Annotated in this window: 23 protein-coding genes and 1 pseudogene; 15 read left to right on the forward strand and 9 right to left on the reverse strand. The window is 68.7% G+C overall.

The window, feature by feature from the left end; translation table 11 throughout:
• Positions 1-28: 28 nt before the first annotated feature.
• The 4 genes from rplI to rpsF form a co-directional block, all read right to left on the reverse strand.
• Positions 29-475 carry a 50S ribosomal protein L9 gene (gene rplI, locus QM619_RS01815; protein WP_415103698.1) on the reverse strand — a complete coding sequence of 149 codons (447 nt, stop codon included), beginning with the start codon at positions 473-475 and terminating at the stop codon, positions 29-31.
• A gap of 17 nt (positions 476-492) precedes the next feature.
• The gene (rpsR, locus tag QM619_RS01820; RefSeq protein ID WP_415103700.1) at positions 493-732 is read right to left on the reverse strand and encodes a 30S ribosomal protein S18; all 240 of its coding nucleotides are present in this window, start codon (positions 730-732) and stop codon (positions 493-495) included.
• A gap of 95 nt (positions 733-827) precedes the next feature.
• Positions 828-1,367 carry a single-stranded DNA-binding protein gene (locus tag QM619_RS01825; RefSeq protein ID WP_415103702.1) on the reverse strand — a complete coding sequence of 180 codons (540 nt, stop codon included), beginning with the start codon at positions 1,365-1,367 and terminating at the stop codon, positions 828-830.
• Between the two features lie 64 nt (positions 1,368-1,431).
• Positions 1,432-1,722 carry a 30S ribosomal protein S6 gene (rpsF, locus tag QM619_RS01830; RefSeq protein ID WP_105186645.1) on the reverse strand — a complete coding sequence of 97 codons (291 nt, stop codon included), beginning with the start codon at positions 1,720-1,722 and terminating at the stop codon, positions 1,432-1,434.
• 235 nt (positions 1,723-1,957) lie between these two features.
• Here rpsF and QM619_RS01835 point away from each other — a divergent pair, with 235 nt between their 5' ends.
• Complete coding sequence (locus QM619_RS01835; RefSeq protein WP_415103704.1) at positions 1,958-3,442, forward strand: hypothetical protein; 1,485 nt, start codon at positions 1,958-1,960, stop codon at positions 3,440-3,442.
• 52 nt (positions 3,443-3,494) lie between these two features.
• Here the strand turns inward: QM619_RS01835 and QM619_RS01840 are convergent, their stop codons facing one another.
• Positions 3,495-4,964, reverse strand: a complete 1,470-nt coding sequence (locus QM619_RS01840; RefSeq protein WP_415103706.1) for a tetratricopeptide repeat protein — start codon at positions 4,962-4,964, stop codon at positions 3,495-3,497.
• Between the two features lie 280 nt (positions 4,965-5,244).
• On the opposite strand from QM619_RS01840, the gene QM619_RS01845 reads away from it, so the two are divergent.
• Positions 5,245-6,036: a deoxyribonuclease IV gene (locus QM619_RS01845; protein ID WP_415103708.1), complete on the forward strand. Its 792-nt coding sequence runs from the start codon at positions 5,245-5,247 to the stop codon at positions 6,034-6,036.
• Between the two features lie 6 nt (positions 6,037-6,042).
• Here QM619_RS01845 and QM619_RS01850 read toward each other — a convergent pair whose 3' ends face one another.
• Positions 6,043-6,642, reverse strand: a complete 600-nt coding sequence (locus tag QM619_RS01850; RefSeq protein WP_415103710.1) for a TetR/AcrR family transcriptional regulator — start codon at positions 6,640-6,642, stop codon at positions 6,043-6,045.
• A 90-nt stretch (positions 6,643-6,732) separates the two neighbouring features.
• Between QM619_RS01850 and QM619_RS01855 the strand changes: the two genes are divergently transcribed.
• Genes QM619_RS01855 through QM619_RS01865 form a run of 3 tightly spaced genes read left to right on the forward strand, consistent with a single transcriptional unit; the run spans position 6,733 to position 11,058 of the window.
• The gene (locus QM619_RS01855; RefSeq protein ID WP_415103712.1) at positions 6,733-7,761 is read left to right on the forward strand and encodes an aldo/keto reductase; all 1,029 of its coding nucleotides are present in this window, start codon (positions 6,733-6,735) and stop codon (positions 7,759-7,761) included.
• Positions 7,762-7,770: 9 nt separating this feature from the next.
• The gene (gene pta / locus QM619_RS01860) at positions 7,771-9,837 is read left to right on the forward strand and encodes a phosphate acetyltransferase (protein WP_415103714.1); all 2,067 of its coding nucleotides are present in this window, start codon (positions 7,771-7,773) and stop codon (positions 9,835-9,837) included.
• 33 nt (positions 9,838-9,870) lie between these two features.
• A complete protein-coding gene (locus tag QM619_RS01865) occupies positions 9,871-11,058 on the forward strand; it encodes an acetate/propionate family kinase (protein WP_415103716.1) in 1,188 nt (395 codons plus the stop codon).
• A gap of 379 nt (positions 11,059-11,437) precedes the next feature.
• Here QM619_RS01865 and QM619_RS01870 read toward each other — a convergent pair whose 3' ends face one another.
• On the reverse strand, positions 11,438-12,472 hold the full coding sequence (locus QM619_RS01870) for an endonuclease/exonuclease/phosphatase family protein (RefSeq protein ID WP_415103718.1): 1,035 nt from the start codon (positions 12,470-12,472) through the stop codon (positions 11,438-11,440).
• Positions 12,473-12,520: 48 nt separating this feature from the next.
• Positions 12,521-13,123: a maleylpyruvate isomerase family mycothiol-dependent enzyme gene (locus QM619_RS01875; protein ID WP_415103720.1), complete on the reverse strand. Its 603-nt coding sequence runs from the start codon at positions 13,121-13,123 to the stop codon at positions 12,521-12,523.
• Between the two features lie 79 nt (positions 13,124-13,202).
• Here QM619_RS01875 and QM619_RS01880 point away from each other — a divergent pair.
• Positions 13,203-14,002 (forward strand): annotated as a pseudogene (locus QM619_RS01880) (SDR family NAD(P)-dependent oxidoreductase).
• A gap of 31 nt (positions 14,003-14,033) precedes the next feature.
• Positions 14,034-14,864, forward strand: coding sequence for a lysophospholipid acyltransferase family protein (locus QM619_RS01885; RefSeq protein ID WP_415103722.1), 831 nt, complete (start codon positions 14,034-14,036; stop codon positions 14,862-14,864).
• A 77-nt stretch (positions 14,865-14,941) separates the two neighbouring features.
• Here the strand turns inward: QM619_RS01885 and QM619_RS01890 are convergent, their stop codons facing one another.
• Positions 14,942-15,673, reverse strand: coding sequence for a GntR family transcriptional regulator (locus QM619_RS01890; RefSeq protein WP_415103724.1), 732 nt, complete (start codon positions 15,671-15,673; stop codon positions 14,942-14,944).
• Between the two features lie 165 nt (positions 15,674-15,838).
• Between QM619_RS01890 and QM619_RS01895 the strand changes: the two genes are divergently transcribed.
• From QM619_RS01895 to QM619_RS01930, 8 genes are all read left to right on the forward strand, one after another.
• Positions 15,839-17,926, forward strand: a complete 2,088-nt coding sequence (locus QM619_RS01895) for a glucose PTS transporter subunit IIA (protein ID WP_415103726.1) — start codon at positions 15,839-15,841, stop codon at positions 17,924-17,926.
• Positions 17,927-17,959: 33 nt separating this feature from the next.
• On the forward strand, positions 17,960-18,745 hold the full coding sequence (gene nagB, locus QM619_RS01900; RefSeq protein WP_415103728.1) for a glucosamine-6-phosphate deaminase: 786 nt from the start codon (positions 17,960-17,962) through the stop codon (positions 18,743-18,745).
• A 28-nt stretch (positions 18,746-18,773) separates the two neighbouring features.
• The gene (gene nagA, locus QM619_RS01905) at positions 18,774-19,913 is read left to right on the forward strand and encodes an N-acetylglucosamine-6-phosphate deacetylase (protein WP_415103730.1); all 1,140 of its coding nucleotides are present in this window, start codon (positions 18,774-18,776) and stop codon (positions 19,911-19,913) included.
• 106 nt (positions 19,914-20,019) lie between these two features.
• On the forward strand, positions 20,020-20,325 hold the full coding sequence (locus QM619_RS01910) for a HigA family addiction module antitoxin (RefSeq protein WP_415103732.1): 306 nt from the start codon (positions 20,020-20,022) through the stop codon (positions 20,323-20,325).
• 143 nt (positions 20,326-20,468) lie between these two features.
• Complete coding sequence (locus QM619_RS01915) at positions 20,469-20,729, forward strand: hypothetical protein (RefSeq protein WP_415103734.1); 261 nt, start codon at positions 20,469-20,471, stop codon at positions 20,727-20,729.
• The gene (locus QM619_RS01920) at positions 20,726-21,553 is read left to right on the forward strand and encodes an HAD family hydrolase (protein WP_415103736.1); all 828 of its coding nucleotides are present in this window, start codon (positions 20,726-20,728) and stop codon (positions 21,551-21,553) included. Before QM619_RS01915 ends, QM619_RS01920 begins: the two co-directional genes overlap by 4 nt.
• 20 nt (positions 21,554-21,573) lie before the next feature.
• Positions 21,574-22,629 carry a LacI family DNA-binding transcriptional regulator gene (locus QM619_RS01925; RefSeq protein ID WP_415103738.1) on the forward strand — a complete coding sequence of 352 codons (1,056 nt, stop codon included), beginning with the start codon at positions 21,574-21,576 and terminating at the stop codon, positions 22,627-22,629.
• A gap of 205 nt (positions 22,630-22,834) precedes the next feature.
• Positions 22,835-24,391 (forward strand): PTS transporter subunit EIIC, encoded by a 1,557-nt coding sequence (locus tag QM619_RS01930; protein WP_415103740.1) that lies wholly within the window; start codon positions 22,835-22,837, stop codon positions 24,389-24,391.
• Positions 24,392-24,394: the final 3 nt, after the last annotated feature.

Genomic DNA, 24,394 nt, shown 5'->3' on the forward strand with positions numbered 1-24,394 from the left:
GCTCCCCGCCTCGCCGTGGTGCTGGGTGTCAGGCGGCGACGACGTCCACGTTGATGTGGGCGACCACGCCGCTGGTCAGCTTCAGACCGACGGTGTGCGAACCGACGGATTTGATCGGCTTGGCGATCTCGACGGCACGCTTGTCGACGGCCGGGCCGCCGGCCTTCTTCACCGCGAGCACGATGTCGGCCGGGGTGACGGCGCCGAACAGCTTGCCGTTCTCTCCGGCGTTGGCCGGCAGCGAGACAGCGAGCTCTTCGAGCTGGGTGCGGATCTGGACGGCGTGCTCGACGTTGCGGATCTCGCGGGCGTCACGGGCCCGCTTGATGCCCTCGATCTGCTTCTCGGCGCCCTTGCTCCACTTGATCGCGAAACCGCGGGGCAGCAGGTAGTTGCGGCCGTAGCCGTCCTTGACCTCGACGATCTCACCGGGGATGCCGAGGTGATCGACGGCAGCGGTCAGAATGAGCTTCATGCTGGCGTTCCTCCTTCTCAGCGGGCGGTCGAGGCGTACGGCAGCAGGGCCAGCTCACGCGCGTTCTTGACGGCGATCGCAACCTTGCGCTGCTCTTGGACGGAAAGGCCGGTCACCCGGCGAGCGCGGATCTTGCCCCGCTCGGAGATGAACTTCCGCAGAGTCGCGGTGTCCTTGTAGTCGATGTGGCCGATGCGCACGGACTTGGCCGGCGCGATCTTCTTCTTGTTCACAGGCTTGCGCTGCGATGGGGCCATTGTGGTGCTCCCTTTCAGTGAGCCCGGCCGAGGCCGGAATGACGTGGATGAATGGGGACGAGCCGCCGATCAGACGATCGATCAGGCTGGGCCGATCAGAAGGGGGGCTCGTCGCTCTGGGCCTGCGCCCAGGGATCGTTGCCGGCCGAACGGCTGTTGTTGCCACCGCCGCCGCCGGACGACCACGAGTCGGAACCGCCCGAGTTGCCGCCACCCGAGTGGCCGCCGCCGGAATAGCCGCCGCCACCGGAGTAGTTGCCGCCTCCTCCGCCGGTGTTGCGGGTGACCTTCGCCGAGGCGTACCGCAGCGACGGGCCGACCTCGTCGACGTCGACCTCGAACACGGTGCGCCGCTCGCCCTCACGGGTCTCGTAGGAACGCGACTTCAGCCGGCCCTGGACGACGACCCGCATGCCCTTGGTGAGCGATTCGGCGACGTTCTCGGCCGCCTGCCGCCACACCGAGCAGTTCAGGAACATCGCGTCGCCGTCGCGCCACTCGCTGGTCTGACGGTCGAACGTCCGCGGGGTGGAGGCAACCGTGAAGTTGGCCACCGCCGCACCCGACGGGGTGAAGCGCAACTCGGGATCGGCCGTCAGGTTCCCGACGAGGGTGATTTGGGTTTCGCCTGCCATGAGTGTGTCTTTCGATCGAGGTACTGGTCACTCAGAGCCTGTCAGCTGGCACTGACAGAAATCTCTAGCGGGTGTCGGGCCGGATGACCTTGGTGCGCATGATCTGCTCGTTCAGGGTGAACTGGCGGTCCAGCTCCTTCACGTCGGCAGGCTCAGCGGTGATGTTGATGACGGCATAGATGCCTTCTGACTTCTTGCGGATGTCGTAGGCGAGCCGACGACGGCCCCAGATGTCCAGGTTGTCGACGGTGCCACCGGCCTTGGTCAGGCCCGCGAGCGGCTTCTCCAACAGGCCATTCACCTGACGATCGTCCACGTCGGGATCGATGATCACCATGACTTCGTATTGACGCATACGCGAACTCCACCTCCTCTGGTCTCGAGCGGCCATGAGCATCTCTCATGGCAGGAGGGCGTGTGCAAACGGTGCCGGAAGGCACCGAGGGTCAACTTTAGCTGTCGCCCCCGGCCGACGGCCAATCGAGCACCCGGACACCGCGGGGTCCCGCGAGACGCCGGCGGGCGTCCGGCCGATCCGCCCTACCCTGCTCGCCATCCGCTCCCCGCCACCTGGAAGTTTCGAGGACGCCATGCGCATCCGTGCCCTGATCGCCGCCTGCTGCGCCCTGATCATCCTGCTAGCCCCCGTCGCGGCGGCGCGGGGCGCCGGCAATCCGCCGCCACCGGCCAGCCTGGAGACGCCCGGCATCGACGCCCACCTGGGCTACAAGCCGCAGAAGACCTGCACACCCGCCGCGAAGCCCGGCACCACCGCCCTGCTCAAGGCCCTGATCAGAATGTGGGGCGGCAAGTCCTGGGGCATCTCGCGGTTCTGCAGCAGCGGCGGAACGTCCGAACACAAGGAGGGACGCGCCCTCGACTGGCACATGGACTCGCGCAAGGCCGGCGACCGCGCGAAGGTCGCCCAGGCGGTCAAGTGGATCACCGCCAACAACGGCGAGGTCGCCTACCGGCTCGGCATCATGTACATCATCTGGAACCAGAAGATCTGGTCGATCTACTACCAGGAGCTCGGCTGGCGGAAGATGGCCAGCCGCGGCTCGTGGACGGCCAACCACAAGGACCACGTGCACATCTCGCTGTCCTGGGACGGCGCCATGGCGCAAACCTCGTGGTGGACCGGCAAGGTGCTGCAGGTTCCCAAGCCCGGCCCCTGCGGGACCGACGCGAACGGCACCTGCCTGCCGATGGTCGCGCGCTCGGCGTCCGCCAGCTGGTCGAAGACCGAGGTCGGCCCGTTCCGGCCCTACCCGTCCGACATTCCGGCGATCGGCGGCAGCGCCCGGGTCGGCCTGACCCTGACCGCGGTCGCCGGAACCTGGACGCCGCCGGACGCGACGCTGTCCTACCAGTGGCTGCGGGGCGACAAGCCGATCCCGGACGCCACCGGCGAGCGCTACCAGGTCGACCCGGCCGACCTCGGCAAGCCGATCGCGGTCCGGGTCAGCGCCACCGTGGCCGGCACGACGGTGAGCAAGACCTCGGACAGCACCAACGACGCCGTCGCCGGGGTTCTGCCCACGCCGCGTCCGACGGTGACCGGCGAGCACGAGTTCGGCGCCACCCTGACCGGCGCTCCCGGGGCCGGCTTCCCCGAGGGCACCACGTTCGCCTATCGGTGGCAGCGCGACTCCAAGAACATCGCCAAGGCCACCGCGGCGCAGTACATGCTGACCAGCAAGGACGTCGGCCACGACATCCGGCTGCGGGTGCGGGCGACCAAGGCCGGCTACACCACCGACGACACCTACTCGGTGGCCCGCGAGGTCGAGCCCCGGCAGTTCACGGTCACGCCGAAGCCGACCATCACCGGCATTCTCCGGGTGGGCGGCGTGCTCCAGGCCGTCCCCGGCGAGTGGCAGCCGGCGGCCACCCTCAGCTACCGGTGGTATCGCTCCGGCAAGGGGATCAGCGGGCAGACCAAGTCCAGCTACCGGCTGACCAAGGCCGATCTGGGCAAGCAGATCCACGTCCGGGTGCTGGGGACGTTGCCGGGCCACCAACCCACCCGCACCTACTCGAAGTCGACGACGCCCGTGGCTGCGGCGATCTGACTCCCCCGGAGCAATCCGACTCCCCGGACGGTGGCAACACCCGGCAGCCGGATCAGGTCGAAGACCGCCGGAAGAGACCCGAAAACCACTTCCGGACCCGCATCGCGTCGCGGCGCGCGGCGTAGTCCCTGGTGATGGGGTGGCGCGTACCCAGCTCCTCCGCGGCGATTGCCGCTGCCTGGGTCAGGACCTGCTCGACCCGCGCACGGTCGCCGCGCTGCCATAGCGCGGCAGCGAGGTTCCGGGGGTACAGCAGGATCTCGGGGTGGTCCGACACCTGGGTGCTGTCGACTTCGGCCAGATTCTGCTCGAGCAGCCGGATGGTCTGGTCGAGATCTCCAGCCAAGTAGTAGGCGGTGGCCAGCATGCCGCGCACGGCGAGGGTCTGGGGGTTTCCGGCCCCGCGGACACGCTCGACGATGACGAGGTTCTGCTCGTACAGAGGAATGGCTTGAGCGATGTTCCCGGTCGACATGTGGAGCTCCGCAAGACTTCCTCGGTAGATGATGGTGTCGACATGGTGGGCACCGAGGATGCGTTCGCCGTCGGCCAGGTTCGGCTCGAGCAGGGTGGCGGCTCGGTCGAATTTCCCGGCCGCCAGATAGGCGTTGGCGAGGCTATTTCGGAACACCAGAACATCGATGTGGCGCGGCCCCTGAATACGTTGGATGTCGACCAGGCAACGCTCCAGAAGCAAGGTGGCCTGACCCAGATTCCCCACCGACTCATAGGCATCGGCAAGGTTCTTCCGATAGCGGAGGACGTCGGTGCTCTCAGGGTCGAGGACACGTTCGTGATCAGCCAGGTTCTGCTCAAGCATGGCGATGGCTCGGCCGACCTCTCCGACCGCGAAATAGGTGGCGGCGAGGTTGTTGCAGGCTCGCAGGGTGTCAGGGTGGTAGGGTCCGAGGACTCGCGCGTAGTCGGCCAGGTTCCGCTCGTCGATTCCGACGGCCTTGGCCGCGTCTCCGACCCCGGTGTAGCCGAGGGCGAGGTAGCCGCGCGATCGGAGGGTGTCGAGGTGATCGGTCCCCAGGACACGCTCGCGATCAGCCACATTCTGCTTGAGCGTCTGGATGGCTCGAGTGGGGTCCCCGGCTGAGAAGTAGCCGGTGGCGAGGGCGCAGTGGTGCTGGAGGGTATCGGCGTGGTCAGCCCCGAGGATGCGGCTGCTGTCGGCCAGGTTCCGCTCGAACATGGGGACGGCCCGGCCGTGGTCTCCGATCGACACGTAGGCGTAGGCGAGGTTCCCACGGGCTCGGAGGGTGCCGGGGTGGTCGGGCCCGAGGACGCGCTCGGAATCGATCAGGTTCCGCTCGAGCCTGGGGATGGCCTGCACCACGGGCCTCCTGGCCAATTGACAGGCGTAGGCATGGTTGTTGCGGGCGCCGAGCGTGTCCGGGTGGTCGGGCCCGAGGATTCGTTCGCAGTCGGCGACGTTCTGCTCGAACAAGAGGATCGCCCGCTCGAGGAGTCCAGCCGACTGGCAATCGAGCGCGGCCTGGTTGCGGGTCTCGATCATTTCGGGAGTGGGTTGCGGGGCTGTGTTCCCGGACGGTGACGATGGCATGGGTGAGACCTCCAGATGATTCTTGAGACTTGCTGGGGTCGTTACGGGATGAGGAGTACCCAGGTGGTCAGCGGGCGAAGGAGGCACCCGCATCGCGGGTCCACACCCCGGCTCTTCAATGTGTTCTGGGTGAGCGTTGCCCGGATCCTAATGGTCGTCGGGTTCACGGTTGGACCGACGTTCGGTGCTGGTGTGACGGATGTGCTGGCGTCGGAGGCTTAGGCTCGGGGGCATGATCGCGATGGGTGCACACGTCGACGCCACCGACCCGATCGCCGAGGCGAAGGCGCGCGGGGCACAGCTCAGCCAGTTCTTCCTCGGCGACCCGCAGGGCTGGAAGGGTCCGCGGGTGGACTATGCGGGTGGCGCGGCCGCGTTGAAGGCGGACGCCGAGGCCGCCGGCATCGCGCTCTACGTGCACGCTCCGTACGTGCTGAACGTGGCCAGCGTCAACAACCGGATCCGCATCCCGTCCCGGCAGCACTTGCAGAAGCAGCTCACCGCGGCCGCCGAGATCGGCGCCTCCGGGGTGATCGTGCACGGCGGCCACCTCACCGCCAAGGACGATCCCGAGGCCGGCTTCGTCAACTGGTTCAAGGCGGTCGACGGGCTCGACATCGCCGTCCCGCTGCTGATCGAGAACACCGCCGGCGGCACCAAGGCGATGGCCCGGCACCTGGAGAGCATCGACCGGCTGTGGAACGCCATCGGCGCCTCCGGCAACGCCGACCAGGTGGGCTTCTGCCTCGACACCTGCCACGCCCACGCCGGCGGCAACGAACTGCTCGGCCTGGTCGACCGGGTCCGCGCCATCACCGGGCGGATCGACCTGATTCACGCCAACGACTCCCGCGACGCCTTCGACTCCGGCGCCGACCGGCACGCCAACTGGGGTACCGGGCAGTGCGACCCCGACGGGGTCCGTGACGTGATCCGCTCGGCGGGCGCCCCGATCGTGGTCGAGACCCCCGGAGGCCCGGACGAGCATCGCGCCGATCTGGCCTGGCTGGCCGAGGGGCTCTGACCCGGCTCAGCCGGCAGCGCGTTCCTTGGTGGCCAAGTAGGCGACCACCGCACGGGTGACCTCGCGCCGCACCACCGGGTCGGCGGCCATCTCCGCCATCGAGCCGTGTACCAGCAGGTGCGCGATCCGGGCCGCCTCCTCGGCCTGGGCGCGGTCCAGGTGCGGCATCCGGCGTCCGAGCAGGTCGGCGATGCGCTCGTGCAGAGCTGCCTTCGCGGCGGTGACCGGCGCCAGTGCGGCGTCCGGCAACGCCGCGTGCGCGAACAACTCGGGGAAGGCGGGCCGCTCGACCGCGAAGCGCACCAGCGGATCGAGCACCCGCTCCGCCAACTCCGACAACGACACCCGGGTGGGATCGAGATCTGCCAGCGCGGCGTCCTGGGCCTGTTCCAACTCCGTCGCGAGCCGTTCGCCGAGAGCCGCCGCGATGGCCGCCTTGTCGGCATAGAACTGGTACAGCGAGCCGGGCGAGATGCCGGCCTCGGCGGCGATCGCGTTGGTGGTGGCACGGTCGTAGCCGACCCGCGCGAAGACTGCGGAAGCGGCGTCCAGGATCTGCGCCATCCGGGCCACCCCGCGCGCCGTCCGCGCCACCTCACGAGTCATGACCGGCATGCTAGATCAGCTCTTGTCTTTTGCGAGTATTCACTCGTATCGTGGTTTACGAGCAAACACTCGCAAACCAGAGGAGGCGTGATGAACCACGGCACACGATGGCTCGGTCCGCTCCAGGTGAGCCCGCTGGGCCTGGGCTGCATGGGGATGAGCACCGCCTACGGACGTCCGGACGAGGCGTCGTCGAAGGCGACACTGGAGCGGGCCCTGGAACGCGGCGTCACCCTGTTCGACACCGCCGACATGTACGGGCACGGCGCCAACGAAGAACTCCTCGGCCGGCACCTGAGCGGCGTCCGGGAGCAGATCGTGCTGGCCACCAAGACCGGCATTCTCAGCCTGCCCGGCCTCGGGCTGCCGATCGGCCTGGACGCCTCCCCGGCCCGGATCGCCCGCGCGGCGGACGCCTCGCTGCGCCGGCTGCGCACCGAGGTGATCGACCTCTACTACCTGCACCGGGTCGATCCGCGGGTGCCGATCGAGGAGAGCATCGGCGCGATGGCCGAGCTGGTCCGGGCCGGCAAGGTCCGCGCCCTCGGCGTCTCCGAGGTGACCGCCGACGAGCTGCGCCGCGCCCACGCCGTGCACCCGATCGCCGCGGCGCAGCTGGAGTGGTCGCTGTTCTCCCGCGATCCCGAGCACTCCGTCGTCCCCACCGCGCACGAACTCGGCATCGGCGTGGTCGCCTATTCGCCGCTGGGCCGCGGCATGCTCACCGGCTCACCCGCTGCCACCACCCGGCTCAGCCTGCTCGACTACCGGCGGCTGCTGCCCCGGTGGAACCGCAGCAACCTCGCTGAGAACCTCCGCCAGGCCGATCTCGTCCGCCAGATCGCGGACGAGGTTGGCGCCCGGCCCGCCCAGGTCGCGCTGGCCTGGCTGCTCGGCCACGACCCGGACGCCGTTCCGATCCCCGGTACCAAGCACCCCGGCTACCTGGACGAGAACCTGGCTGCGCTCGACCTCACCCTCACCGCCGAGCAGCGCGGACGGCTGGACCGGCTGCGGGCCGCCGGCGACCGCTACCGCTCGGGTCCGGGGGCACCATCGCGTCCGCAATCCGCCCAGCGGGCGGGCCAGCCGCAGACAGGCACACGCTCACGGCATTAGCCTGAGCCCGTGACTCGAAGCATCTACGTTGCGGCCCCCGAGGGCCAGACCGGAAAATCCGTCATCGCCCTTGGCCTGCTCGACACCCTGCTTCGCGAGGTGCAGTCGGTCGGCGTGTTCCGTCCGCTGGTGCCCGCCGGTGAGCGCGACGACATCCTGGAGATGTTGCTGGACCTGCCGGGCATCGACCTCTCCTACGAGGACGCCATTGGCATCACCTACGACGAGATGCGCACCGATCCGGAGAGCGCGCTGACCACCATCGTGGAGAAGTTCGGCCGGATCAGCCCTCGCTTCGACGCGATCGTGGTGCTCGGCTCCGACTACGCCGACGTGACCAGCCCCACCGAGCTGGCCTTCAACGCCGACATCGCGGCCAACCTGAACGCCGCCCTGCTGCTGGTGGTAAGCGGTTTCGGACGCGACGTCCGGGAGATCCGGGACGCCGCCGAGGCCACCCTCAGCGAGTTCACCGCGCACCACGTCCAGACCATCGGCGTGATCGCCAACCGGGTCGACCCGGCCATCCTGGACGAGACGTCCGCGGCGCTGCGCGGCCTGACCAACCTGGTCGTCGCCGCGTTGCCGGCCGAGCCGCTGCTGGTCGCACCCACCCTGCGCGCCCAGTTCGAGGCGGTCGACGCCAAGCAGGTGCTGGGCAACCCCGACCTGCTCGAGCGCGAGTCCCAGGACGTCCTGATCGCCGCGATGACGCTGCCGAACGTGCTCTCCCGGCTGGTCACCGAGGCGACCGTCCTGATGCCCGGCGACCGCTCCGGCGACCTGCTGCCGGGCTTGATCCTGGCGCATCATTCCGGCTCGTTCCCGCAGTTGACCGGGGTGATCCTGACCGGCGGCTACCCGATCCCCGAGAACGTGGTGAAGCTGTTCGACGGCATGCACCTCGACCTGCCGATCGGGATGACCGACCAGGGCACCTACACCACAGCCCGCGACGTCTTCCAGACCCGCGGCCATTTCACCTCGTCGCCGCGCAAGGTGGAGACGGCCCGGCGGATCTTCGCCGAACAGGTCGATTCCGCGGAGCTGATCAAGGCCCTCGAGGTGCCCGCCTCGGACGTGATCACCCCGCTGATGTTCGGCTACCAGCTCAACGAGCTGGCCCGCCGCGACCGGCGACGGATCGTGATGCCGGAGTCGTCCGACGACCGCATCCTGGAGTCGGCCGCCATCCTGATGCAGCGCGGCGTCGCCGACCTGACCCTGCTCGGCGACCCGGTGGAGATCAAGACCCGTGCCTCGGCGATGGGCTGGGTGCTCGACGGCGTCGACATCGTCAACCCGAACGACGCCGAGCTGGTCGAGCGGTTCGCGGCAGAGTACGCCACACTGCGCGCCCACAAGGGCGTCACCGTCGAGCAGGCCCGCGAGAAGATGAAGGACCTGTCCTACTTCGGCACCATGATGGTGCACCTGGGCATGGCCGACGGCATGGTGTCGGGGGCCGTCAACACCACCGCCAACACCATTCGTCCGTCGCTGGAGTTCATCAAGACCAAGCCGGGCGTGAAGGTGGTGTCCGGTTCGTTCCTGATGTGCATGACCGACCGGGTGCACGTCTACGCCGACTGCGCGGTGAACCCCGACCCGACCGCCGAACAGCTGGCCGACATCGCGATCAGCTCGGCCGAGACCGCGGTGGCCTTCGGCATCGAGCCGCGGGTCGCGATGCTGTCCTACTCCACCGGCAGTTCCGGCTCCGGCGCCGACGTCGACAAAGTCCGGCAGGCGACGGAGATCGTGCGCGAACGGCGTCCGGACATCGCGCTGGAGGGCCCGATCCAGTTCGACGCGGCCGTCGACCCGGACGTGGCGAAGACCAAGCTGCCGAACTCGCCGGTCGCCGGCAAGGCGACGGTGTTCATCTTCCCCGACCTGAACACCGGCAACAACACCTACAAGGCCGTGCAGCGCTCCTCCGGAGCGGTCGCGATCGGCCCGATCCTGCAGGGCCTGAAGAAGGCGGTCAACGACCTTTCCCGCGGGGCGCTGGTCGAGGACATCGTGAACACCGTGGTGATCACCGCCATCCAGGCCCAGGCCGAAGCCAACTGACGACCCGACCGCACGAACCCCTAGGAGCCTTCTATGAGCACGCCCATTCTGCTGCTGAACGCCGGATCGTCCTCGATCAAGTACCAGGTGATCGACGCCGACGACGAGAGCGTGCTGGCCTCGGGCCTGGTCCAGCGGATCGGAGACGAGACCGGCACCATCGATCACACCGTCGGCGGTGAGACCTTCCATCAGGAGCGCGGCTTCCCCGATCACGGACGGGCGCTGACGGTGATGGTGCAGCTGTTCGAAGAGCACGGGCCGCAGCTGTCGGACGTGGTCGCGGTCGGTCATCGAACGGTGCACGGCGGGGCCGCGTTCCGCGAGACCACCCTGGTCACCGACGAGATGCTGGACGCGCTGCGCGAGCTGTCGCCGCTGGCGCCGCTGCACAACCCGCCGGCCATCGCCGGCATCGACGCCGCCCGCAAGGCGCTGCCGGACGTGCCGCACGTCGCGATCTTCGACACCGCGTTCTTCTCCACCTTGCCCGCCGAGGCCTACACCTACGCGCTGGCCCGCGACGTCGCCGCCGAGCACGGCATCCGCCGCTATGGCTTCCACGGCACCTCGCACAGCTACGTGTCGAAGAAGGTCGCCGAGGTGCTCGGCCGTCCGTATGAGGAGCTGAACCAGATCGTCTGCCACCTCGGCAACGGCGCCTCGATCTCGGCGATCCGCGGCGGCGTCGCGGTGGACACCTCGATGGGCCTGACCCCGCTGGAGGGCCTGGTGATGGGCACCCGCAGCGGTGACGTCGACCCCGGGCTGCACGCCTTCCTGGCCCGCCAGGTCGGGATGAGCATCGACGACATCGACACCCTGCTGAACAAGAAGTCCGGCATGCTCGGGCTCTGCGGAGTCACCGACTTCCGCGACATCAACGACCTGATCGCCGAGGGCAACGAGGACGCGAAGCTGGCCTTCGACGTCTACGTGCACCGGCTGCTGCACTACATCGGCGCCTACCTGGCCGTGCTGGGCAGCGTCGACGCGATCACCTTCACCGCCGGTGTCGGCGAGAACAACCCGGGGCTGCGCAAGGCGATCATCGACCGTTTGGCCGGGTTCGGCTTCAGCCTGGACGACGACGCGAACGCCGTCCGCTCGAAGGAGCCGCGGGTGGTCTCCACCCCCGACTCGAAGGTGACCATCCTGGTGGTTCCGACCAACGAAGAGCTGGCCATGGCCCGCGAGACCAAGGCGACCGTCGGCGCCTGAGCCCGAATCCCGACCTCCGCCCCGGACGTCCGCGTCCGGGGCGGAGGTCCGTCCGGTGCGAGGAGGCGGTTCTTTCCGGTCCGCTCCGCCACGAGCGCGCAGGTGTCGTCCGGGCTCTCAACCGCCGTGAAACAGCGACCGATTTGGGGGACGTCCCGCCTCGCCAGCCTCAGACCGGTGCTGAATCGGTCGCTGATTGACGAGCCCACACCGGGCTGAAGGGCGACATCCCGCGAGATCGTCTTCGATGCCGGCCTTGATCTCACGCCAGCCCGGCGCCGGATCGGCCGGTTCGGTGGTCAGCTCGAGCCACGCGCGCAGATTCGCGCTGCGGTCGTCTGCCCTCGGACCGCGGTGGTCGGACATGTGCCTACGTCCATCAGGTGGCGACCCTGGCAATCTCCGTCCGGATGCCGAGGTGATCGGTGCCCGGCACGTCGAAGGTGTCGAACCCGGTGGCGGTCAGCCCTGGGGTCAGCAGCACATGGTCGATGGCGATCACCGGCGGGAATCGCCGATCGGCCGGCCAGGTGCGGACGAAGCCGGCGCCGGCCAGGTCCGCGGCACTGCGGTAGCCATCTGCGTACAGCCCCTGCATGGTGAGGTGGTCGTCCACCGCGTTGAAGTCGCCGGCGATGATCATCTGCATCGCCTTCTGATGGTCCGCCAGCCAGGCCCGCAGCCGTCCCGCCTCGTCAACCCACAGTCCTTGTCTGCAGTACGGGTTGCACGGATGGACACCCACCACCCGCACCGGACCGAGTTGCGGCGTCCGGACGACGGCCGACCACTGCTGGAAGCTGCTCTTCGGCAGCGGCTCGGAGGTAGCGATCGGGTGCCGGGAGAAGATCACCACATCGGCGTTCATGCGGTCGCTGGTGGCCGCGTCGACCGGCGCGCGGTAGGGGAACTCGGCACGGAAACTCGCCGGCAGCGACGACGCCCAGGTGACATATGCCTCGACGAGGACCACCACATCAGCACCATGGGCGGCGCGGGCCACGGCCTCCGGCTTGGCCGTCCGCGCCACGTTCAGGCTGACGATGGTGAGCGGCTTGGTGGCGGCTCGTCCCGAGTCGGCGACGAAGGCGGGCGCGTGCCAGACCATGGTCGCGGCCAGCCCGGCGATGCTGAGCAGGCTCAGCGCGGCTAGCGAGGGACGCCCCGGCGTCCGGTGCCGCAGCGCACGTAGCGTCGCTACTCCGAGCAGAAGGGTCGCCGGCACCCAGAACAGCAGCCCGTAGGGAATGAAGGACGCCGCCTTGGCCAGTCGTTCCGACCCCGGCGGCAGAACGCGCAGCCCGGTGGCGACGAGTGCCGGCAACGCCGCCATCAGGCCGGGGACGACCAACCAGCCCTGCCCGCGAATCCGGCGCGGCGTGGGCGACACGGCTGGCGGGGGTGTCACGGTCACGGGTCAAGGGTGCCGGATGCAATCAAGCGCCGCACCCCACGCACCGGTCTAGAGCAGTCCGAACGCCGAGCCGTCCCGCGCGCTCAGCTGCCGGATCGCGGCCAGCCCGCGTCCGTTCAGCATCGCGGCGTCGCAGATGATGTGCAGCACCCGCCCGACGGCGCGGGCGGGCAATCGCGGCTCGCGTCCGATCGCCAGGGCGATGTCGGAGGTGTGCACGACGAGTTCGACCATGCGCGTCTCCAGATAGTCCGAGTACCGCATCGTGCCTAGCAGGGTGGTGATCACCGGGTCGCCGTCGAGGCCCGCGATGGCGGCGCGCAGGCGTCCGATCATGGTTTCGACGACCTCGGCCGGCTCGTCGCCCAGATCGTGCCCGGCGGCGACACCGCGCTCGGCCACCGCCTCGTGAATCGACCGGTCCACCAGGTATCCGGCGGCCAGATACTCCGCGGCCGACCGCAACTCGACCATGGCGGCGGGTTTGTTCAGGTAGTCCAGAGCCGTCAGAACGGCCCGCGCGGTGTGCCCGACCAGAGAGCGGACGTCCCACACGCCGAGCGCCGGACGATCCCAGGCGTCGTGCGGAACCTCACTCACCAGGGCGACGAACGCCTCGGCAGCCTTCAGCATGTCTTCGGCGGTATCCATGTCTGACCCTACTGCCCCGGGCTCTGCGACACGCAGGCAGTCGACGCAACTCCTCGCGCCCGGCCGATAACGTTTCGCCATGGCAACGGCACTGGTCACCGGCGGAACCTCGGGCATCGGGGCCGCCTTCGCCCGCGAATTGGCCGGACGCGGACACGACCTCGTCCTGGTCGCCAGGGACGCCGAGCGGCTGGCCTCCCGCGCCGCCGAGCAGAGCGAACGCTATGGCGTCCGCGCCGACATGCTGCCCGCCGACCTGTCGGTCCGCGCCGACGTGCTGCCCGCCGACCTGTCGGTCCGCGCCGACGTCCTGGCCGTCGCGGACCGGCTCGCCGACGACGAGCGTCCGATCGAGATCCTGGTCAACAACGCCGGGTACGGGTTGCACATGAAACTGCTGGACGACGACCTGGCCACCACGAGCGGGCCATCGACGTGATGTGCCTGGCCGTGCTGGTCCTCGGCGGCGGCGCCGGGGCGGGCGATGAAGGCGCGGGGAAACGGCCTGATCGTCAACGTCGCCTCACTGCCGCCTACATCAGCCAGGGCCCCTACTCGCCGATCAAGGCCTGGGCACTCGCCTACTCCGAGGGCCTGGCCAACGAGTTGCACGGCACCGGCGTCGGGGTCACCGCGGTCAACCCGGGCTGGGTGCGCACCGAGTTCCATCAGCGGGCCGGAATCCGGACTTCGTCGATCCCCTACTTCGTCTGGGTGGAACCCGACAGAGTCGCCAGGGAGGCTTTGGCGGATGCCAACAAGAAACGGGTCGTCTCAGTACCCACAAAGCGTTGGAAGCTACAGAAACTCCTAGCCAGGCACGCGCCTCGTTCCAGAGTCCGATGGGCCTCACGTATGTTGAGCAGGAGCCGTCAGTGAGCCCGGTCTTTCAGGGGCTCGGCTGCGACGAATGCATAATCCGATGATCCGATCCGGCGGAAGGGACGTGGTGGCCGACGACAACACCAACCGGTACTCGTCCGCCTCCGGAGCGGCCGGCCGCTTCATGGCGCAGCAGCTGGTGATGAAGCCCTACATCTGGTCCACGGTGCACGTCCATGAGCACGGGCGCCGCAACCTGGACACCCTCAAACCGCCGTTCATCGCGGTGGCGAACCACTCCAGCCATCTGGACGCGCCGCTGGTGATGGGCTCACTGCCCCGCCGGCTGAGCCGCAACCTGGCCGCCGGCGCCGCCGCCGACTACTTCTTCGACAAGTGGTACACCGCCGCCGCGACCCGACTGTTCTTCAACGCCTTCCCGGTCGACCGCAAAGGTCTGCGCAACCGGAAGGGAATGGCCGGCGTGCTGCTCGGCGAGGGCGTCCCGCTGCTGCTGTTCCCCGAGGGCACCCGGTCGCGCACCGGCGCGATGAAGAACTTCACCCCGGGCCATGCGGCGCTGTCGATCAGCCGCAACGTCCCGGTGCTGCCGATCGCCCTGGTCGGCGCGTTCGCCGCGATGCCGTACGGGGCGACCCGGCCGCCGTCCGGGCGTCCGCATGTGCACGTGGTGTTCGGGCGTCCGCTGAAGGCGGCGCCGGGCGAGATCGCCCACCAGTTCGCCGAACGCATCTATCGCTACGTGGTCGAACTGCACGATTCGACCGCCCGTGCCTACGGCATGCCCACCCAGGCCGACTTCCATCGCGCCGTCGCCCTGCGCAAGGCGGCCACCGAGCAGGCCCGGCTGGCTCAGGCCGAGGCCGCCAAGAACGCCGAACCGCCGACCGACAGCTAGTAACACTCGCGCCAACCGTTGATCGAGCTTGTCGAGATCCCTGTGAGTGGTCTCGACGAGCTCGACCAACGGTGCGGTCAGGACGCCCGACCGGGTACGGCGTCGACGTCGTCCAGCCGCTGACGGGACATGAAGCGGAACCGGTCGCCGCGGAACCTCGACTCGGTCCACTCCACCAGGTTGCCTGCGGCGTCCCACCCGGTGCGCCGGACCAGCAGCATCGGCAGGCCGGTGTCCGCCCTGAGCAGGTCGGCAGTGACCGGGTCGGCCAGCACGGTCTCGACGATGTCCTCGGCGGTGGCGACGACCGCGCCGTACTCTTCGCGCAGCGTCCGGTACAGCGAACCGTGCTCGGCCAACTGCTCGGCGAGCTTCGGCATCGGACGCGGCAGGTACGCGACCTCGTGCGCGATCGGCTCGTCGAAGGCCGTCCGCAGCCGCTCCACGCGCTGCACCCGCGCTCCGGGCTCGACCCCCAGTCGACCGGCCAGTTCGGCGTCCGCGGTCACCTCGGAGATGTCCAGCACCACGCTGCCGGGGCGCCAGCCGTCCATCGCCAGATCCTGCGAGAACGAGCTGAGCGGACGCACCCGCATCATCTTCGGCTGGGCGACAAAGGTGCCGCTGCCCTGGGTGCGGACGAGTCTGCCGTCCACCACCAGTTCGGCGATCGCCTGCCGCACCGTCGTCCGCGAGGTGCCGAAGTCGGACGCCAATTCGCGCTCTGTGGGCACCGCGGAGCCCGGCGGCAGGTCGGCGATCAACGCCAGGATCTGCTCCTTGATCAGGTAGTACTTCGGAACCTTCACAACCGCCCCTCTCCGGGTGTGGACTGCCCATGGACCCCCCAGACTATTGGACTAGACCAAATCGCCGCGAGGGCTTGACCCGGCAGATTGGTCTATGCCAATCTTCCTTATTGGTCTACACCAATCCGTCGACGAGTCCCGCCGCTCAGCCACACGAGGAGACAGATGAGCACCACCACCGCCGGAACCCCGGCCAAGAAGTCCGGGGGCGGCTTCCCCGGATTCGCCCAACTCCAACGGCTCGGCAAGAGCCTGATGCTCCCCATCGCCCTGCTGCCGGCCGCCGGCATCCTGCTGCGGCTGGGCCAGCCCGACCTGCTCGGCCAGATCAAGACGCCGGTGATCGGCCCGTTCTTCGAGGCGATGAGCGCCGCCGGTGGCGCCATCTTCGCCAACCTGCCGCTGTTGTTCGCCGTCGGTGTCGCGATCGGCTTCGCCAAGAAGGCGGACGGCTCGACCGCGCTGTCGGCGGTGGCCGGCTACCTGGTGATCGACGCCGTGTTCACGAACATGTCGCCGGTCGTGCTGGCCGGCGTCACCGACGCCAAGGGCGAGCAGGCGATGATCAACTACAGCGTCTTCGCCGGCATCATCGTCGGCCTGGTCACCGCCTGGCTGTTCGACAAGTACCACAACATCCAACTGCCCGCGTATCTGGGCTTCTTCGGCGGCCGCCGCTTCGTCCCGATCGTCGTCTCGCTGGCCAGCCTGATCCTGGGCTTCGGACTCAGCTACTTCTACCCGATCTTCGAGTCCGGCCTGACCGGCGTGGCCACCTTCATCGCGGGCTCCGGGGCGTTCGGCGCCTTCCTCTACGGCTTCGCGAACCGCATGCTGATCCCGATCGGCCTGCACCACATCTTGAACACCTACATCTGGTTCCTCTACGGCTCGTACACCACCCCCGCCGGCGACATGGTCACCGGTGAACTGACCCGGTTCGCCAACGGCGACATGAGCGCGGGCCTGCTTACCGCGGGCTTCTACCCGATCCTGATGTTCGGCCTGCCAGCCGCGGCGCTGGCGATGATCCACGTCGCGAAGCCGAAGCAGAAGAAGGTCGCCATCGGCATCCTGTCGGCCGCCGGCCTGACCGCCTTCCTCACCGGCGTCACCGAGCCGCTCGAGTTCGCCTTCATGTTCGTCGCCTTCCCGCTGTACATCATCCATGCGGTGCTCACCGGCCTGTCGCTGGCCGTCGCCTACCTGCTCGACGTTCACCTCGGCTTCTCGTTCTCGGCCGGTCTGATCGACCTGGTGCTCTACGGCACCGCGCCCGCCGCCCAGAACATTCCGCTGCTGATCGGCATGGGTGTCGCCTTCTTCGCGCTCTACTACTTCATGTTCCGGTTCGCGATCGTCAAGTGGAACATGCGTACCCCGGGTCGCGAGCCCGATGACGAGTTCGAGGCCGAGCAGGCCGCCAACCTGACCGACGAGAGCGGTGCCGCTGCCGGAGGCGGTGCCGGTGGTGCGGCGCTGGCCAAGGCCGAGCAGCTGATCGCCGCCTTCGGTGGTCGAGCGAACCTGATCAACACCGACGCCTGCATCACTCGCCTCCGGATGGAGGTCGCCGACAAGGCCAAGGTCGACCAGGCCCGGCTGAAGGCGCTCGGTGCCGCCGGCGTGATCGAGGTCGGCGATAACGTCCAGGCCATCTTCGGCACCCAGGCCGAGGCGTTGAAGAACGACATCCTCAACGCGCTGGCCGCCAACCCCTCCGGCCCGGCCGTCGCGGTGGACGTCGCCGCTCCGGTCGCCGTCGAGGCTGCCCCGGTCGCCGCGGCCACGGTCGCTCCGACCACCATCCTGGCTCCGGTGCCGGGTCGTCCGGTCGCCCTGAAGGACGTCCCGGACGCCACCTTCGCCCAGGGCATCGTCGGCTACGGCCTGGCCATCGACCCGCCGCGCGGCGTGGTCGAGGCGGTCGCCCCGATCGCCGGCACGGTGCTCACGCTGTGGCCGCACGCCTACGTGATCGTCTCGCCCGAGGGCGTCGGCGTCCTGGTCCACCTCGGCCTGGACACCGTCCAGCTCAACGGCCAGGGCTTCACCGCCCACGTCGCCCAGGGCGATGTCGTCGAGGCCGGACAGTCGATGATCACCTTCGATGTCCCGGCCGTCGAAGCCACCGGCCGCAACCCGATCATCCCGGTCGTGGTGATGGACTCCAAGCAGGGTGACATCGCCTTCACCGACGCCGTCATCGGCGCCGAGGTCAACGCCCTCGACGCCATCATCGCCACCCGCTGAACCACCCCACGACAAGGAGAGAGACAACCAATCATGGAGATCGTGATCCGCCCGGACGCCACCACCGCCGGCAAACTCGGCGCCGAGGCCATCGTCGCCCTGCTGCAGCGCAAGCCGGAGGCCGTGCTCGGCCTGGCCACCGGGTCGTCCCCGCTGGCCATCTACGACGAGCTGGCCGCCCGGCACGACGCCGGCGAGGTCTCGTTCGCACAGGCCCGTGGGTTCACCCTGGACGAGTACGTCGGCCTGCCGGCCGAGCATCCGGAGACCTACCACAACGTGATCCGCCGGGATTTCGTGAACCGGGTCGACTTCGCCCCGGACGCCGTGCACGGCCCGGACGGCCTGGCCGACGACATTCCCGCGTTCTGCGCCTCGTACGAGGCGGCGATCGCCGCCGCTGGAGGGGTCGACCTGCAGATCCTCGGGATCGGCACCGACGGACACATCGGGTTCAACGAGCCCGGCTCGTCGCTGGCTTCTCGAACCCGGATCAAGACGCTGACCAAGCAGACCCGAGTGGACAACGCCCGGTTCTTCGGTGGCGACATCGACCAGGTGCCGACGCACTGCATCACCCAGGGGCTGGGCACCATCATGTCGGCCCGGCACATCGTGTTGGTGGCCAGCGGCACGGCCAAGGCCGAAGCCGTCCATCACCTGGCCGAGGGCTCGGTCAGCGCGCTCTGGCCGGCGACCATCCTGCAGCACCACCCGCACGTCACGGTGCTGCTGGACGAGGCGGCGGCGAGCAGGCTGCAATTGGGCTCGTACTACCGCGAGACCTACGCCGCCAAACCGGCCTGGCAAGGCCTGTGAGACTCGATCGAACAGAAAGGTCGGGCAGATGCTGATCACCGCTGAGCGTATCGTCACCGGCACGGGGATCCTCGCCCCGGGCTGGCTGAAGGTTTCCGGCACCGTGGTCACCGCCCTCGACGTGGGGGTGCCTGCGGGCACCCCCACGCACGCGCTGGGCGCCGTCACCGTGATTCCCGGATTCGTCGACATGCACACCCATGGCGGCGGCTCCGGAGCCTTCCCGGAGGCGACCGCGAAGAGCTCGCTGGCCAGCCGCGATCTGCACCGTCGCCACGGCACCACCTCGATGATCGCCTCGTTGGTGGCGGCGCATCCGGACGAGCTGCTGCGGCAGACCTCGGTGCTGGCCGAGCAGGTCCAGGACGGGCTGCTGGCCGGCATCCATCTGGAGGGGCCGTGGCTGTCGGCGCAGCGCTGCGGGGCGCACGAGCCGAGCGCGCTGCGCGACCCGGACCGGGCGGAGATCGACCGGGTCTTCGCCGCCGGCAAGGGCACCATCCGGATGGTCACCATCGCCCCCGAGCTGCACCGCGCGGTGCCCGCCATCCGGCAGATCACCGACTCCGGCGCGGTCGCCGCGATCGGCCACACCAACGCCTCCTATGCCGAGACCCGGGCCGGCGTCGAGGCGGGGGCGCGGGCGGCCACCCACCTGTTCAACGCGATGCGTCCGCTGCATCACCGCGAGCCGGGGCCGATCACCGCGCTGCTCGAGGACCCCCGGGTCACCGTCGAGTTGATCAACGACGGCGTCCACCTGCACCCGGCGCTGTATCGCAACGTGACCAACTGGGTCGGCCCCGACCGGGTGGCGCTGATCACCGACGCGATGGCGGCGGCCGGCATGTCCGACGGCGCCTACACCCTCGGCGCCCTGGATGTCGACGTCACCGACGGTGTCGCCCGGGTGGCTGGCACCAACACCATCGCCGGCAGCACCGCCACCATGGACCTGGTCTTCCGCAACGCCGTCCTGGGCTCCGGGCTGGAACGGGACGCCGCACTGCAGTTGGCCGTGAAGCAGGCGAGCGTCAACCCGGCCCGGGCGATGGGACTGGACGCCGGCGACCTGGTCGTCGGCGGCCCGGCCGATCTGGTCGTCCTGGGCGACGACCTGCGGGTGGACGCCGTGCTGCACCGCGGCATCTGGGTGGACATGGACTGAAGGAAGCGGTGACAGCCGGACACCAGCTGCCAATCGGATCCTGGTACTTACGTTTGCCGATACTAACGTCGACACCGAGCATTGAAACTGAGAAAGGGAGACGATCATGGCCACCACCACGAAGGCACACGACCCGATCACCCCGGGCGAGATCCTGCTGACCGAGTTCCTGGAGCCGCTGGGCATCACCCAGTACCGCCTCGCCCAGGCCACCGGACTCCCCCAGACCCGGATCAGCGAGATCGTTCGCGGCAAGCGCTCCATCACCACCGACACCGCGCTGCGGCTCTCGAAGGCCCTCGGGGTCGACGACCGCTTCTGGATCAACATCCAGACCGACTACGACCTTGAAGTCGAGCGTGACCTGCACGGTGCCGAACTGGCCAAGGTGACCGTGCTGGTAGCGAGCTGAAAGTCGGCCTCCAGCTGCGGCAGCAACGCCACCATGGACCTGGTCTTCCGCAACGCCGTCCCGGGCTCCGGGCTGGACGGGGAGGCACCTGGGTGGGCGGCGTCCCGGTAGCACCCCGGAACGTCCCGGCTACACTCGCCGTCATGAAACGGCTCGTCGATCTACTGACTGGTGGATCGACACACCACCAGGCGCTCGTCACGGCACTCGGGTTCCTCTGCGGCCTGTTCACCACCCAGGCCCGCCCGATGGCCGGGCTGACGGTCGGCATTGCCGCGGCGGTCGTCGCGGCCGTCCTGTTCCCGCTCAAGAAGGCGCCCCGGCTGGCCTGGCTGATGACGGGCGCGGTGATCGGCGTGGCCGTGTCGTTCCTGCTCACGTTGTTCGGCAGCCTTGGTTCATGACCCCGACCCGTGACACCGTCCGGCTGATCGCCACCGACATGGACCGGACGCTGCTGAGCGGCGAGCCGCGCTCGATCAGCGTCCGCACCCGGAAAGCCCTGGACGCCGCGGCGGCCGCCGGCATCCGGGTACTGGCGGTGTCCGGACGACAGCCCTACTCGCAGGCCACCTTCGTGCAGGGCACGCCGCTGGCCGGCCTGGGCATCGGCTGCAACGGAGCGGTCGTCGCCAACCTCGGCACCGGCGAGATCCTGAGCGAGCAGCTCATCGAGCCGGACGCTCAAGCGGCACTGACCTACGGGCTGCAGACCGTGTTCCCGGACGTCAAGGTCGCCACCTTCCGCAACGGCGGCAACACCGTCCGGGCGCAGGCCGGCTACCTCGAGGCGGTCGCGGGCATGCAGGCACCCTGGCCGCCGGACCAGGCAACCGCACCGCTGGCGGAGGTGCTCGGCGTCGGCGCGGTCAAGCTGGTGGCCAAGGTGCCGCGCGTACCCGTCGAGGAGGTCTACGCCGCCGCCCTGGAGCTGGACGTCACGGGGTGCCACCCGACGATGTCGGGGGCGTCCTGGATCGAGGTGGCCCGCGCGGGCGTGACCAAGGCGTCCGCGCTGGCTGAGGTTGCCGCCGGGTTGGGCATCGACGCCACCGGTGTCGTCGCGGTCGGCGACAACGTCAACGACGTGGAGATGCTGCGCTGGGCCGGGTGCGGCGTCGCGGTCGCCAACGCCACCCCGGAGGCGCTGGCAGCCGCCGATCTGGTCACCGTCTCCAACGAGCAGGACGCCGTGGCGCGGCTGATCGAGGACATCCTGGCCGCGTAGCGGGCTGCTAGGTTCTGGCCATGCGGCACGAGATCACCCTGAAGGACGTCGCCGCACGCGCCGGGGTGTCCCGGACCACGGCGTCCAATGTGATGTCCGGCGGTGGCCGCTTCTCCGAGGACACCCGCGAGCGGGTGCATCGCGCGATGCGCGAGCTGGGCTACGTCTACAACCGCAGCGCCGCCTCGCTGCGCACCCAGCGGACCCGGACGGTGGGGGTGATGGTCACCCACATCGCCAGCCCGTTCCACGCCGAGTTGCTGGTGGGGCTGGAGGCGGCGCTGACCGCCGCCGGTTTCCTCTCGCTGGTGGCCACCACGGCCGACGATCCGGCCCGGCAGGACACCCTGGTCGCCGAGCTTCGCGAGCAACGCATCGCGGCCCTCGCCATCGTGCCGGCGACCGGCACGTCTCCCGGACTCCTGGAACAACTCGCCCAGGCCCGGCTTCCGCACGTGCTGATGACCCGCTACCTGCCCGGCGTCCCGGCCCCCTACGTCGGTCCCGACGATGTGCTCGGCGGGCGGCTGGCGGCCGAACATCTGCTCCAGCACGGCAGCCGGTCGTTCGCCTACGTCGGCGGCTCGGCCGGGATGGTGTCGCGGCACGACCGGCGCCGGGGCATCCAGCTCGGGCTGGCGGCCGGAGGCATGGACCCCGTGCAGCTGCAGGACATTCCGGGCAGCTCGACCGGCCCGGGCGGTCTGCTGATCGGCAAGCAGCTGCTGGCCGGCGGCCCGTTGCCCGACGCCATCGTCTGCCACAGCGACAGCGTGGCATTCGGCGTCTACCGCGCCCTGCGATCCAGCGGCCGAGCCCAGGGCATCCGCATCATCGGCTACGACAACGTCCACAACGCCGCACTCTGGGAACCGCCGCTGACCAGCGTCGCCACCAACCCGATCACCCTCGGCAGGGCCGCCGCCCAACTCATCCTGGAACAGATCGGCGACGACCCGGAGTCGGTTGCGGACGACTCCACCGGCAGCTTCCGGGTGTTGCCGGACGGCCTGTCCCGGGTCTTCGAACCCCAGCTGATGGTCAGGGAGTCGTGCGGCTGCGCCGCGACCTGGTGATCCTTGACTCCCCCTCGGCGGGCCTGACATCCTGACCCGTGGTGAATCGATCCCTCACGCCTCGACCGGGATCGGCCCAGCGGCGACGCAGGCCGAATGATGAATCGATCCATCACTGCTGTTCTTCACCGCGCGACAACGGTTGCCGCGCCCAGCGCAACCCCGAACTCGTCTTTCGACTCGATGAATAGAAGGAGTGATAACGATGGCCGACTTCAAGAAGGGCATTCAGACCTTCGGTAGATCGCTGCTGTTACCCATCGCCGTCCTCGCCCCGGTCGGCATGATCATGGGCATCGCGAACGCCCTCACCCAGAAGTACCTGACCGAGAAGGCCCCCTGGCTGGGCAACGACATCGTCCAAGAGGTGCTGACCAGCCTCGGCACCATCGCCCAGGTGGTGTTCGACAACATCCCGCTGCTCTTCGCCATGGGTGTGGCCTACGGCATGTGCAAGCGCGACAAGGGCATCGCGGTGTTCTCCTCCGTGGTCGGCTACCTGACCATGCAGATGGTGATGAACATCTACCTGATCGTCACCGGCTCGCTGGTCAAGGATCCCGATCTGATGCGCGCCGCCGGCCAGGGACTGGTGCTCGGCGTCCAGACCGTGCGCCTGGAGGCGGCCGGCGGCATCATCGCCGGACTGCTGGCGGCCTATTGCTGCGACAAATGGGGAGCCATCGAGCTGCCGCTGGCCTTCGCCTTCTTCGGCGGCAAGAAGTTCGTGGCCATCGCCACCTTCCTGCTGATGATTCCACTGGGGTTCGTGCTGCCGATCGTCTGGGGCCTGTTCACCAAGGTGCTGATCTTCATCTCGCCGATCTTCATGAACGACACCTTCGGCGTCGGCCTGTACTGGATGGCGCACCGACTATGCATTCCCTTCGGCCTGCATCACGTGCTGGCGTCGGTGGTGCGGTTCACCGAGGCCGGCGGCACCTACATGATCAACGGCCAGCCCTTCGTGGGCATCCTGCCGGCCGCCAACGAGGTGCTCTTCAACCAGGGCCCGGGCAGCCAGGCCTGGACCGACTACGGCCCCAAGCTGTTCGGCTACCTCGGCACCGGCCAGATGCTGACCACGCTGTTCCGCATTCCGGCGATCGGCCTGGCGATGTATCACACCGCGTTCAAGGAGAACAAGCAGATCGCCAAGGCGGCCATCCTGACGGTGGTGCTGACCGCGTTCCTGGGCAACATCACCGAACCGATCGAGTTCTCCTTCCTGTTCATCGCCCCGGGCCTGTTCATCCTGTACGCCGGCCTGTGCGGCCTGCTGGCCATACCGCTGCAGTTCCTGCACATCAGCATCGGCTACATTCGCGGCACCATCTTCGACTTCGGCATCTTCGGGCTGCTCTACGACGACACCAACTGGATCAACCTGGTGCTGCTCGGGCTGGTCAACTCGGTCGTCTTCTACTTCGTCTTCCGCTTCGTCATCACCAAATGGCAGCTCGAGACACTGGGCCGTGAGAAGGCGATGGGCGACCGGACGCTGCTGATGGAGAAGCGCTACGACGACATCGCCGAGCTGGTGATCATCGCGCTGGGCGGCAAGGAGAACATCAAGAACGTCGACAACTGCGTCTCGCGGTTGCGCGTCGACCTGGTGGACAACGACAAGGTGAACCAGGACCTGCTCAAGGACACCGGAACCAGCGGCATCTTCTTCCCGCAAGCGGGCCACATCCACGTCGTGTTCGGGCCGTACGTCGAGTTCGTCCGAAACGCCGTCGACACCCACATGAAGAAATAGGGA

This window comes from Micropruina sp. (genome assembly GCF_047606665.1).
GTDB lineage: Bacteria > Actinomycetota > Actinomycetes > Propionibacteriales > Propionibacteriaceae > Micropruina.